11 protein-coding genes are annotated in these 13,328 nt (G+C 38.8%); 3 read left to right on the forward strand and 8 right to left on the reverse strand.

The annotated features are described in order from the left end of the window. Positions 1 to 131: 131 nt before the first annotated feature. From HUW48_RS12870 to HUW48_RS27285, 7 genes are all read right to left on the reverse strand, one after another. Positions 132 to 2,996 carry a TonB-dependent receptor gene (locus HUW48_RS12870; protein ID WP_182416055.1) on the reverse strand — a complete coding sequence of 955 codons (2,865 nt, stop codon included), beginning with the start codon at positions 2,994 to 2,996 and terminating at the stop codon, positions 132 to 134. A gap of 227 nt (positions 2,997 to 3,223) precedes the next feature. Further along, positions 3,224 to 3,652, reverse strand: coding sequence for an RrF2 family transcriptional regulator (locus HUW48_RS12875; RefSeq protein WP_182416056.1), 429 nt, complete (start codon positions 3,650 to 3,652; stop codon positions 3,224 to 3,226). A 22-nt stretch (positions 3,653 to 3,674) separates the two neighbouring features. Then, positions 3,675 to 5,099, reverse strand: coding sequence for a chromosomal replication initiator protein DnaA (dnaA, locus tag HUW48_RS12880; protein WP_182416057.1), 1,425 nt, complete (start codon positions 5,097 to 5,099; stop codon positions 3,675 to 3,677). A 104-nt stretch (positions 5,100 to 5,203) separates the two neighbouring features. Further along, positions 5,204 to 6,136 (reverse strand): bifunctional metallophosphatase/5'-nucleotidase, encoded by a 933-nt coding sequence (locus tag HUW48_RS12885; protein ID WP_182416058.1) that lies wholly within the window; start codon positions 6,134 to 6,136, stop codon positions 5,204 to 5,206. 267 nt (positions 6,137 to 6,403) lie between these two features. Continuing rightward, a complete protein-coding gene (locus tag HUW48_RS12890) occupies positions 6,404 to 7,162 on the reverse strand; it encodes a 5'-nucleotidase C-terminal domain-containing protein (RefSeq protein WP_182416059.1) in 759 nt (252 codons plus the stop codon). Between the two features lie 195 nt (positions 7,163 to 7,357). Further along, positions 7,358 to 8,095, reverse strand: a complete 738-nt coding sequence (locus HUW48_RS12895; RefSeq protein WP_182416060.1) for a DUF72 domain-containing protein — start codon at positions 8,093 to 8,095, stop codon at positions 7,358 to 7,360. Positions 8,096 to 8,251: 156 nt separating this feature from the next. Further along, positions 8,252 to 8,374, reverse strand: a complete 123-nt coding sequence (locus HUW48_RS27285; RefSeq protein ID WP_262891514.1) for a hypothetical protein — start codon at positions 8,372 to 8,374, stop codon at positions 8,252 to 8,254. Positions 8,375 to 8,896: 522 nt separating this feature from the next. Between HUW48_RS27285 and HUW48_RS12900 the strand changes: the two genes are divergently transcribed. Then, positions 8,897 to 9,154 carry a hypothetical protein gene (locus HUW48_RS12900; RefSeq protein WP_182416061.1) on the forward strand — a complete coding sequence of 86 codons (258 nt, stop codon included), beginning with the start codon at positions 8,897 to 8,899 and terminating at the stop codon, positions 9,152 to 9,154. Between the two features lie 44 nt (positions 9,155 to 9,198). Next, positions 9,199 to 9,642, forward strand: coding sequence for a hypothetical protein (locus HUW48_RS12905; protein WP_182416062.1), 444 nt, complete (start codon positions 9,199 to 9,201; stop codon positions 9,640 to 9,642). 1,053 nt (positions 9,643 to 10,695) lie between these two features. On the opposite strand, the gene HUW48_RS12910 is transcribed toward HUW48_RS12905, so the two are convergent. Then, positions 10,696 to 10,971: an SH3 domain-containing protein gene (locus HUW48_RS12910; RefSeq protein ID WP_182416063.1), complete on the reverse strand. Its 276-nt coding sequence runs from the start codon at positions 10,969 to 10,971 to the stop codon at positions 10,696 to 10,698. Positions 10,972 to 11,468: 497 nt separating this feature from the next. Between HUW48_RS12910 and HUW48_RS12915 the strand changes: the two genes are divergently transcribed. Further along, entirely contained in the window at positions 11,469 to 13,319 is a 1,851-nt protein-coding gene (locus HUW48_RS12915; RefSeq protein ID WP_182416064.1) for a methylmalonyl-CoA mutase family protein, read from the forward strand. Positions 13,320 to 13,328 lie beyond the last annotated feature (9 nt).

The raw sequence follows: 13,328 nt of genomic DNA on the forward strand, positions 1-13,328 counted from the left end.
ACAACAACCCCGCATACAACAAAGGAAATTAATTTTTAGAAACTTATCCATTTTGTTCATTTTTCTATACTGGTTATTATAACCAGTGAGCGTTCATTTTGTTATACAAAATTATTTGTTGGTAAATATACTTATTTATTTAATAATCCGTCAACTGTTAAGGCTACATAATATAGACCGCCAATAGTAGGACCTGCCGCATATTGAATATAACGTTGATTAAAGATATTAGCACCACCAACTTTTATGGTTGTATGCATCTTTGGTACCCGGTGGGTAACCTGGGCATCAAAAGTATGATAAGCGGGCACCGATCCGTTCGCTAACGGACTCTCCCATAAAAAAGAGTCTTGCCATTTCCAGACAATGTTAAAACCTGTATTTTTAATTACCTCCCGGTTGCCGATAGATAAATTGGTGATAAACTTAGGTGTATTAAACCCAGTTACAAACACATCTTTTTCTTCGTTGGTTTTAATGTTATTATAGTTTACGTTACCAGCTAAAGTAAATTTCTGATAAAAATTGTACGTAATACCCAACGATGATCCGTAATTATTGTATTTGTTTTTAGCGTTGGTATACACCCGGTAACGAGTTTGTTTGTTACGGTTCGCCGCTAACATATCTATTACCGAAGCATCCGTACTTACCTTATCCGAAGCTGGTACTGCTACCTCCACCTGGCCCAAAAAGCCACTGTATTCATTGGTGTAAGCGTCAATGTCCACTACTAATTTATTTTCCAGTAGTAAGCTTTTGTAGCCTACTTCAAAGGAATTAATCCGTTCAGGTTGGGTGGCCGATAAGTTGGTAACATCCAGTAAGCTTCGATTTTTTAAAGCCGCATCGTTAGAGGTAAGTCCGGCGGTTACGTCTTTGTTAACAGCCGCATTAAAAGTATTTACCGAAGTTAGCGTATACGAGTTATCCAGGTAACCTAAACCTTCGTTTATGTAAGACAACCCGCCTACCCGGCGTACATTACCATTGTTTACGTAAGATAAGGCCTCAAACAAAGAAGGAAACCGGAAACCATTCTGGAACGAAGCCCTAAAGTTATGCTGCTCCGAAAGTGTGTAAACGGCTGCTAACCGGGGGTTTAACTTAGGATCAAATTCCGGATTGTAATCCAGGCGCAACGAACCAAAAAGTTTTAGTTTGTTATCGAATAAAGTTTTCGTTACCTGACCAAAACCACCTATTTTCTTATAATATACATTATTGCCACCGAGCAGAGTTCTCTCCTCAATTGGCCGGGAGAAATCAACGAAGTTATTCCCATCCGGAATAATCTCGTAAATCCGGGCATCTAAGCCCACTAATACGTTTACAAATTTGATTTTATCCCCAAAATCGTATTGCGCATCGGCGTGGTAGAGGCGGCTCATTTGCTTTAACCAGGCACCACCAGTAGCGGGTGCACCCGGAATCACCGCTCCATGATCCCAGTTATTTATGCCCCGAATTGTATTTTTCAAGCTCTCGAAGGCGGGAGTTCCAGGCTCAGTCCGACCCTGGTCAGCGGATTGCCGGGCAATTTGCATAGCTGTTGTTAAATCAACTCCGTTATTTAATTCGTTTTGCAGAGCTGTTTTAAATTTGCCTCCCCAAACCTGGTTCGTGCCGCCCCCGGTAATATCCAGGTTATCTACCATAGGTTTCACGTTATAGGAATCGCCGGTATTTTCGATAGAGGCATAACCCCGAATGAAGTAATTAGTCCCTTTTAATTCTAAACGATGATTCTGGACCCGTACATTGTCTAACTGAATTTTATTACCCCTTTGGAAAACCCCATCCATTTTACCAATGCGGTAACCGTACGAAAGCTCCGCATTATCATTTAACCGGTAATGCAGCGCCGCATCAAACTTTAAGTTATCTACAATAGGACTAACAACATCCTTTTCCCAGTATCCCGTTCTTCTTACCAAAAAGGTCTGGTTTTTACCCTGGTACTGAACACCACTTAAAGTAACCGCATTGTTATTTTCGTCACCGTATTTATTCCAGGCATCGTAAGCAGGGTTATTGGCCCCAGCTAATTCCGGAAAGCCCGGATTAGCAGTATTTAAAGTATTAGGATTTTGATCAGTGGTTGAGTTTGAGCGCCAATCCGTTCCGCGCATGTAGCTTCCGTTAATTTTAAATGCCCATTTGTTATTAAATGCTTTCGCATACCGAATAGCGGTTTCGGTTAAAACACTGGGATCATGATCAATACCATCAACATGATTTACGCCAGTCTTTTGGTAAACGCTTAATCCTTGGTGTAAAAAGGGGCTCTTCGTAATCAGGTTAGCCATACCGTTAATTGCGTTCATGCCGTATAACGCCGAAGCAGCTCCCGGAGTAATCTCAACACTGGCAATATCCAATTCAGTGGGGCCAATGGCATTACCAAGGGGTACACCCAAGGTAGCAGCTTGCATATCTACCCCATCAACGAGTTGCATAAACCGGAAATTATTAGGAATGTTAAAGCCGCGGGTATTGGGCACTTTAAAGGTAAGGCTCGAGGTAGTCATTTGCACCCCTTTCACATTTTCTAAAGCGTCATAAAAACTGGGAGCCGGGGTTTCTCTGATAGCACGGATATCCAACTTTTCAATGGCTACCGGGGATTTTAAAATACTTTCCTCAACCCGGGAAGCTGTAATTACCACTTCTTTCCCTAATACTGTTTGTGTTACCATGGCTACATTCAGTTTAGAACCCACACCGGTAACTTCATATTCTTGCTGCTGAAAACCAATAGATGAAAAAATTAAAGTAAACGGAAACCTTAACCTGGTACGTAAGGAAAAATCTCCGGTAGTGTTGGTTACTGTTCCGGTTACGGTACCTTTCACGTACACACTCACTCCCGGCAAAGGCCCTTTGGCTTCCTGGTCTGTTACCTGACCTGAAATCTCAATAATATTGTTTTCCTGACCATAAACAGTAAAAAATGTTAACAGAAAAGAATAAGTGAGTAATAAAATTTTTTTCATTGAATTAAAAAGGGATTAGTAATTTTAGGTGCTGGCTTTTTGCTTTTAGAAGAAAGATTTTCAAGCTTTTATAAATTATAAATAGAAAGTATCAAGCTTATTTATTAGTTATTAGTAAATAAGATTAACCTGATTATTCATTTATACATCTTTAAAGTTATTTATATATTGTCTACAGAAATAATAGACAAATAAAGAAAGAAGTTTTGAAAGTGGCAAATATTTTTTTAAGCCACTAAGGAATTTATTTTTTCCAGGTCGGTTAAATAGGTAGTATCCAGAATGTTAGCAGTAGCGTCGCGCACTTTTTTCATTACAATCCGGATTTCGCAGGTAATTTCGTCCACGCACTCGTCGCACTTACGGTAATACAAATGGCTAACACAAGGTATTGGTGCTAACGGGCCATCAATCATACGGACTACATTACCTACTGATATTTGGGCAGGATCTTTTACTAAAGCGTACCCCCCGTTTTTACCGCGGGTACTTTGTAACAAGCCTTGGGTTTTTAAATCAACCAGAATGGCTTCCAGGAATTTCCGGGGAATACGTTCCCGTTCCGAAATATCCGAAATTAAAATCAGGCCTTTATCGGCGTTTTTGGTGAGGTATAAAAGGGCTTTAAGGGCGTATTTCGCTTTTTTAGAAAGCATATTTTTTATTTAGCCGGCTATTTTACCCGGTTTTCACTTTAAATTTCTTTTGTAATTCTTGAATAGAAGCTTTAAATTTTTTATCCGTATCAACTAAATCTGAAACTGTTTGCACCGAGTGAATAACAGTACTGTGATCGCGACCGCCAAAATGATAGCCAATTGATTTAAGCGAATGGCTCGTAAACTCTTTCGCAAAATACATGGCTACTTGCCTGGCCGTAACAATTTCCTTTTTCCGGGTTTTTGCTTTTAGCGAATCTAAAGTTACATCAAAGTACTCGGCTACCGTTTTCTGAATAAAATCTAGGTTTACTTCAGTTTCAACGTCTTCAATAATATGCTTTAAAGCGTTTTTGGCCAGTTCCAGATCAATTTCTTTCCGGTTAAGCGATGATTGGGCAATTAAAGAAATAAGTACTCCTTCCAGTTCCCGCACATTGGTATCTACCGAATAAGCCAGGTATTCAATTACATTATTCGGAATATCAATTCCATCAGCCTGCATTTTCTTCTGGATAATAGCCATGCGGGTTTCAAAATCAGGGCTTTGTAAATCGGCGGTTAAACCCCACTTAAAACGCGATAATAATCGTTCTTCTAAACCTTTTAACTTAGGCGGTGCGCAGTCCGAAGTCATCACAATTTGTTTACCGGATTGGTGCAAGTGGTTAAAGATGTGGAAAAACATTTCCTGGGTCTTTTCCTTGCCACTCAAAAACTGCACATCATCAATTATTAGAATATCTACGAGCAGGTAAAAATTAGCAAAATCTTGAACTGTATTTGTTTTTAACGACTCGATAAACTGGTTTACAAATTTTTCGGAAGAAACATACAGCACAAATTTTTCGGGCCAGGTGCTTTTGATATGATTGCCAATGGCGTGAACCAAATGCGTTTTGCCTAAACCTACACCGCCGTATACCATTAAAGGATTAAACGAAGTAGTACCCGGTTTGGTAGCTACGGCATAACCGGCAGAACGCGCCAGACGGTTGCAATCGCCTTCAATGTAATTATCAAAATTGTAAGAACTGTTCAGCTGAGAATTAAAAAAATTACGATCAATGGTTTTAGAATCGAACGGGTTCTTTAAGAAATGCTGTTCCGGCTGATACGAATTAGTAATGGCGGTTGGTATTTTCTTCGTAGGAATATTAACCGTTTGTGGCTTGTTAAAATCATTGCCCCGATCCACAATAATGGAATACTCCAGGCGGCCTTCGCTCCCTAACTCCTGGTAAATTACTTTTTTTAACAAGCCCACATAGTGTTCTTCCAGCCACTCGTAAAAAAACTGGCTCGGCACTTGTATGGTCAGCACATTATCTTTCAGTAACAAAGGTACAATAGGCACAAACCACGTTTTGTAGCTTTGCTCACCTATATTATCCTTTATTACTTGCAGACAGTTCTTCCATACTGTCGTACAGTCTTTGATCATGAAAGTCACTATTCCTTAAGTTATTATCCTACAATTTACCGAGGCCCAACAATTTTTGAGGGCTACAAAAATCTAAAAAAAATACTTAACAAAAAATTATTTATTTACGAACTTATTACAGGCTGCCCCACCGGCAGCACCACAGCCGCAACGTTTATTTTTTGCTTGTTTTTTTTACTAAAATTAAAATCAATCCGTCCTAAATTAATTCCGGCCCAACCTACCTGATTAATAATAGTTTCGTGGCCATTGGAGTGATTTATTTTTTCGGGAGCTTCCATAAAGGTATGCGTATGGCCGCCCAATATTAAATCTATACCGGGTACTTGCTGAGCCAGCTTCCGGTCATCTATTTTCGCGTTTTCGTATTTATAACCCAGGTGCGACAAACAAATTAACAGGTTACATTTTTCGTTTTCGCGGAGTTGTTTCACCATATCGGCAGCTCGTTGTACCGGGTCCAGGTAAACCGTAGCCTCATAGTTTTTCTTATCTACTAAACCGGCCAGTTCAATACCCAAACCAAAAATGCCTACTTTAATGCCTTGCTTTTCAAAAACTTTATAGGGCTGAAAACAATCCTTCAAAATAGTTTTACTGAAATCGTAATTAGCCGATAAAAAAGGAAATCCAGCATTTGGTAATTGCCGTTGCAAACCCGCTAATCCATTGTCGAAATCGTGGTTACCAAAGGTAGCCGCATCATAGCGCATTTGCGTCATTAACTTATACTCCAGCTCGCCGCCAAAAAAGTTAAAAAAAGGGGTGCCCTGAAAAATATCGCCGGAGTCGAGTAATAATACACTGGGTTCCTGCTGCCGGATTTGGCTGATTAAAGTAGCCCGCCGGGCCATACCACCTAAACCACCATTCGTTCGCCCATCGTTCGGAAAGGGATCAATGCGCGAATGCATGTCGTTAGTATGCAGAATGGTTAACCGCACGGTTGAGGCAGCCCAAATATCTTCAGGCAAAGCCATGAAACCAGTTGCCGCCACTCCAACCGCAGTTCTTTTCAAAAAATCACGTCTATTCATTATTCGGACGTTATAAAGTAGTTCCTCGTTATTAGTTGTTCGTTGTTCAACGGTTGAATATGTACTATTTAATATTTTGATTTATCGTTAAGTAAATCCGGTCCAGCAACTTACTTTTTTTGGTAATCTGTTTCGTCAGCTTAGAGGCTGACTTTTGTTCATTCATCACTCGTCTTACTCCACTAAGACTAGCGATAATCAAATAATTTTAAAAATTAATTTTTCAACCTTCCAACTTTAAAACCTATCAACTTTCTAACCTTCTAACTACATCACTTTCACCCGGCCTTCTACGTGAGCTTCTACCGGTTTTCCTTGAGCCGTTAGTTGCTGAATGTGCTGAATAATGGCTTCGCGCAGTAAAATACCCGCTTTCTCCGTTTTAATGGCTTCTTTCAAAAAACTTAAATTATCTCCTCCATTAGCCAGGTAATCCGAAATAGCCAGGGTGTAGATCTTTTGCGTATCTAAAGGTTGACCACCAATTAGAATATTAGTTGCTTGTCCGTTTTGTAAAGTAAAAGAGGCATTTGATACCGATAAAATTTTTGTTTTCGCGCCAAACTGAAAAAGCTTTTCGACGGTAGAACCTGAAAGAGTTAGTACCAAAAGTTCATTTTCAAAAGGCATTAATTCAAATACATCGCCAATGGTAATTTTTCCTTGCGGAATAATATAGCGTAAGCCACCTTTAGTCATGAGTCCCATATCCACGGGTTTTCCCAATAAAGTGGCCGCCTGACTGCGCTGTAAATCTGCCACAAAATTACCCAGCGACGACTCCACAAAATTACTTTTTAATTCCACAGGAGCCGTACCAATTACCTCCTGCATGTGCTGCTCTACTTTCTGGCGATAAGGTACTATCATTGATTCGGTAGCCATGTCTGCCGCTACTGCTGCATTTACCGGCAACTTCGCTTCGGGCCGTAATTGCTGACTTGGCTGCCAGGTTCGTTGACAAGAAAAAAGTAAAAAAGTAAAAATAAGGTCTCGCCAATAAAGCCGCCAGCGGAAACTCTTCATGGATAATGGGTGAAGGTGATTAGTGAATATACATAATAGCTTTTCCTAAAACAAATCAAACAAGCGTAAAACTTATTTGAAAATATCTATATTACCTGGATCATACCTCTTTAAATATTCAAGTTTATTCTGTTATCGGCCTTAAATTACCATTCATTCCATTTAAAATTAATCTACAACTAACCATCAAATAGTTTACAAATTAGCGAGAAGCGTCTGTAAGGTTTTGGCATTTGTAATAGCACTACCCATTATAGTATTGTTAAAAAATACCCAAACTTCTTTATCATCCAGCAGCCAATCATTGATCATATAAGCATAACGTTCCAGTTTTTCGTCGGAATATAAGGATGAATACAAACGCTCGTCGCCGTGCAAACGCAGGTAAACAGTTTCGGTAGTAGTAGTTTCTAAGCTAGGGAAACGCTTGCCGGCACTGGCAATGACAAAGGTAATCTCATAATCACGTAGTAAATCCAGGGATTCTTCCGAAAACCAAGACGCGTGCCGCGCTTCTAATGCAAACTTAACCTCGGGATAGTGCTGCCGAAGTAAACGGTAAAAACTCTCGGCTGTTGGCCGGTCGTAGCGAAAACTGCCGGCAATCTGAATTAAAATAACTCCCAGGCGCTCTCCCATAAGAACGTACCGGCTCATAAATTTAATTAAGGGCTCCTCGGCGTTCTCGAATTTACGTTTATGGGTAATTTCCTGGTTCAGTTTGGCACAAAACTTAAAGTCAGAAGGTGTTTGGTCCAACCATTTCTGAATGGTTTTTTCCATGGTGAAATGATAAAAACTACTGTTTATTTCGGTGCAGTTAAAATGCTGGGAGAAATAAGGTAAGTAGTCAGCGGATGGAAGATCTTCGGGATAAAACAAACCTTTCCAACGATAACTCCAGCCAGAGGTGCCAATATGTAATTTATCCATTATTCGTATATCTTAGTTAAAATACAATAAATACAACAATACGATAATGGTAAAATAAAAAACGCAGCATGTAGCTGCATTTTTTAATTTTTATCTCATTAAATTAAAATCAATTAAAATATATAAATAAAGAGAATACGAGATGCTTATTTCTAGTTAGTCCATGTTTTTAGCATAATCTTTCAGATTAATAGCATGAATTTTATCAGGATAACCCCGAGTTTTATAAACAGTCCAGAAAGAGTAGCCCATAACTGCACCATTATCTGTATCCAGCACGTGGTGAACTACGTTATTAAAATCTATTAAGCTAACGCATTGCGTATTTAAGTAAGCACAATTTGGCGTTCTGTTACGTATAGCGTTTTCAGAATGTAACGTGAATATGGTAATCTCTAACTCTAACTGTAATCATATCACAATCATCAAACATTTTAAATTTAATATAGGTAGCACTTAAGTTATATTAGCTCTATAGTTACTTAAAAATCAGAAGGCATTTTGATGGTATACTATTTAAGTTTACCAGCTCTATCGGCCTTTCATCTGCTTTGCCAGAAGGTATTAGATTATTTAATTCCTCTATATTGCTATAAATTTGAGAGAGTTAAAAAGCATATGTTCTTAAATATTGTTATAACCTTAATTATCTTTTTAATCGGGATTCTTTATAATAAAAAAAGATCGGTTAAACTTTGGCTAGGCATCCTGCTCTTGGTGATTGTTGCTAATATTGGAACCTACTATGCTCGCGTGCATTTAAGAAACCGGACCAGATCGCTTACTGAAAATACCCATAAAATGAGCATAAAGGCTTTTTTAAATACTATTAAAAATAACCCGGCTATAGTACGGGCAATTTACACGGAGCAAGGCTATTTGGCTATTATCGTAGCAAACGATGGAGAAGACAAAACCGAAATGGCAATGTATTATTGTGATTTGGCAAATTCGGAAAATGTTTATCTGGGCGGTGTAGTAATTTTAGATGCGGCGGATACAAAATATGGTAAAAGTTACGCCTACGGTACCGAACTGGGAGAAGCCTCTTGCCATTAACCTGATTGAAGAACCAACGGCATTATTTTAGAAAATTACTACTTATGAAATGGCTATCTTATTTTTGTTTGTTCTGTTTATTTGCTTTGGGTTGTAAAAAAGACGAAGAAAAACCTAAAACTTTTGATGAGTTAGTACAAGGCGTCTGGAACGTAACCTCTGATAAAACCGAGTACTTTGACGCCGCCAATAATAAAGTCTACGAAGAAAGTACTACTAATAATTTTAAATACATTATCCAAAATAAAAATATTATCACCAATAATGGGGGTACCATTGCTCAATATGCCACATACACCCTGAACGAGCAAAACGGTAAAAAGTACATCAACTTAATTGCCTCTGGTTTAAATTCTATTTTTGAAGTAACAAACCTTACTGATACTAAAATGACCTGGCAACAAGAGAACTTTAATGTTGTTTATTTTGAAGGCGGCGCTCAAAAAACAGCTACTAAGTCAATTTTTACAATTGAACTGGAAAAATAAAATATTTACATTTTGCTAAGTAAATAGACACAAATATCAAGATAGTAGATGTTTGGCTTTTCGTATATAAGTATTGGAATAGTAACTCCTTTTTACTCCAATCTCGAAAGCATGTTTAGTAAATTAATTTTTTGAGATGTTATACCAAATAGTAAGAATTAGTTACTTTAACGGACTTTGATGTTATTCTTTGGAGCCTTTTCAAGTCTCCAGGGTGCGGTGCTAACTTATTTGACAAGTAACAAGTTTGCCTCGTGGCCGGCGGCCCTCGTTTGGCTCTTTCGGGCGGTTTAGCGAACATTGGCTCACTGCGTTGCGCCATGCTGCTCTGCAGCACCGGAACGCTAAAAGGCCCTCTATAGCCAAACTGGTGTTAGTTGCTAGTTGCTGTTGCTTTTCTTCACCTCTTGTATAATTAACTTGTATCATTCAGGAGAAGAAAAATGATTTTTATAGCTGCTACTAATGACAAGTATTAACGGAATTAAACTTCCTGTTCTGCTTTCCCTCTCCGCAAATCCTGAAAAAGCCAGTTTAATACAATCAAATAATACTAAAAAAAGTAAAAACAGTAACTAAGAATAAAGACAGCAGTTTGGCTGTGGAGCACCTGCTAGGGTTCTGGTGCTGGAAGCGTTCCGCAGCGGAGCGAGGAAAGGAAGACTAGCGAGTGAGGAAGAGCCAAACGGGGCCCGCCGGCCAGGAGGCAATCTTGAAAGTAGAAAGTTAGATAGCACCGCAGCCTAGAGACTTGGAAAGCCTCCAAAGAAAACCCTTACTAGAAAGCAAAATCTAGGAAAGCTTTTTGATACAATTTGGTATAATTTACAAGAATTCCAATAATCACTACTTATCATTTCTTCAGAATCTTCTTTTAAAAGCTGCTTTTCACTTAAATAAGTTAGAGACATTTAAATAAAGAATTTACTTGATTTACTAAATTAAAATGAACGGTACCTAAAAAGGTAAATTGTTATGTTACCATTTTAAATACCATCCATTTTGGTTGCGGTTTTAGTAAATGCTAGCCGTATAAAGTTGTGAGGCAGATGGTTACGGTTCTGGTTTCTGGAACATTAACTCTGTAAATAAAACGTAACCTATTTTATGGTTTACTTTTACCTGCGCCCACTGATTATTCCATTTGCAAATTAGTTCTACCCGGTCGGTGGTAGCAATAGTTTGAATGACGGGAGTAGTTGTACCTGCCTGCTGGTACATTTTAACGTTTTCACTGCGAACTTTTACTCCAATTAATGGAAAATTGTCGCGGGCCATTACTAAACCGAACTGCAGAAATAACACGAGTGAAAGAATTAGCTTTTTCATAATTTTATAGGTTTTAGATGGATTGACAGTAACTGGCAGCGTGCCAAAGAACTTCGGTAACAGAAGTTACAATGGGTGTGCCATTATGCTAAAAACCTGAAAAGGAACCTTAAGGAGCACTTTTTGAAAAGTGTCGGGTTACTAGCTGTTCGTTATTGAACATTTTATTTTTTGGATTGTCCATTTATAATACACACCAAAAGGCACATAACAATAACATTCAATTATTATCAGCGGAATACTAAACAAAATAAACCCAAGGACATTTATAAGTAATAGCCGTTTCGGTTTTACCCTGCTCTTCTTCCGTAAAGTAACCCATATTTATTTTGTGAAACAGATTATTCTAAATAGTAAATTGGGCAGATAAAAAAAGCGGACAGGTGAATCGGAATAGGCTAATATTAATCCGTTTTGCTAAAAATGGCGTACACATTTTAAATGGCAGTTTATTTAAATTATAGCCTAAATTTGTCTGCTAAATAAAACCGTATTGTATGCCAGATTCATTAAAGCGCCTTTCTTTGTTTCCCGAGTTTAAAAAGATTTCTGGTTCGGAATGGGCAAACAAAGTTCGTAAAGATTTAAAAGGAGAAGATCCGGAAAGTTTAACCTGGCATTCGCCGGAGGGTATAACCATACAACCATGCTACCACTCAGAAGACTTAGCTGATCAGCCATTAACCGAAGCTATTCCTGTTCAGTATCCTTTTGTCCGCGGCCATAAAACAGCGAATAATAATTGGGAAAATATTGCCGTTATTACAGTTAGTCACAATTTTTGTTCAGCCGTAGATAAAGGAGCCAAAGCAGTAGAACAAGGCGCCGATGGTTTGCATTTTATTCTTCAGGATAAAGTAATTCTTGATTTTAATTATTTACTGCAACATATAGATTACAACCGTTTTTCTATCAGTTTTACGGTAAGCCAAAAACCAACTGATTTCCTAAAAACTTTTTATAACGTCCTTCAAGAGCTACACATTTCAACTTCAGTACTACGCGGTTTTATTTATTTTAACCTATCCGAAGCCCATACTTTTTATACCCGGTCTTACTACGATGAGTTAGCTGCTTTGCTGAAGGTATACCAGGACAATACTTCTTATAAATTACTCTCGATAAATGGGGCGGGCTTTGCCTTTAAAGGCGGAACAGTAGTGCAGGAAATAGCTTATACCATTAGTGCTGCCGTTGCCTGTTTAGATGAACTTACCAATCGGGGAATTCCTGCGGAATTAGTTGCCCGTAACATGCATTTTCAATTGGCTGTTGGCACCAACTATTTTTTTGAAATGGCTAAACTACGGGCAATTCGTTTGCTTTGGGCTACCATTATAAAATCCTACGGTCTGGATTTGGAAGCAGCGGCTGCTCTCCGGGTACACAGCCAAACTTCCCGGTGGCATCAAACTACTTTCGACCCGCACATTAATTTATTACGCACCACCACCGAAGCCATGGCAGCTGTACTAGGCGGTTGCGACAGTTTAGCCGTTTGTTCTTTTGATAACACCATCCGTCCTGAAAACGAGTTTTCGGAACGGATTGCTCGTAATATCTCGCTGCTGTTAAAAGAAGAAGCGTATTTACACCAGATTATTGACCCGGCTGCCGGTTCTTATTATCTCGAAACATTAACTAGTCAACTCGCTGAGTCGGCCTGGCAAATATTTCAGGATCTCGAAAAAACAGGTGGCTTTGTGGCTAATTGGCAAAACAATTATATTAAAAACTCTTTAAATGAAGTAGCCCAGCAAAAATTTAAAAAAGTTGCTTCCGGGGAGGATATTCTGGTTGGCACGAATAAATTTATCAACCCCAAAGAAAAATTTGACTACGATCCGGAAAAGCTTATTCAAAGCAATTATTTTGATACTACCCGCGCGGCTTACTCCTTAGAAGTAATGCGGTTTGCGGTAGAACTACATTACCTGAAACGGCGGCAAAAGCCCAAAGTAGTAATAGCTTCTGTGGGCGATGCTATTCAACGGCACCTGAATGCTTCTTTTGCTAAAGAATTCTTTGGCTGCGCTGGGTTTACTACCGAGATCCAGCATTTTAATTCGGTAACAGAAGCGGCTCAAGCCTTACCTTTGGTTTCCGGAGAAGTAATTGTTTTATCGTCTTCTACTAAAGAATATCAATCTTTTGCCCAACAAATTGGCCCGGCCCTTAAAAGCCACAAAAATAAACCAGCTATTATTCTGGCGGCGAATCCTCACCACATGAAGGCCGAATTAAAAGAACAAGGTTTCGACGAATTTCTTTTTCAAGGATGCGATACCACTACAATTGTAGCTCGCATTCAGGAACACTTGCAAAAAGAACAAACTATTGATAGTTAATTAAATTCT

The organism is Adhaeribacter radiodurans (assembly GCF_014075995.1).
Taxonomy (GTDB): domain Bacteria; phylum Bacteroidota; class Bacteroidia; order Cytophagales; family Hymenobacteraceae; genus Adhaeribacter; species Adhaeribacter radiodurans.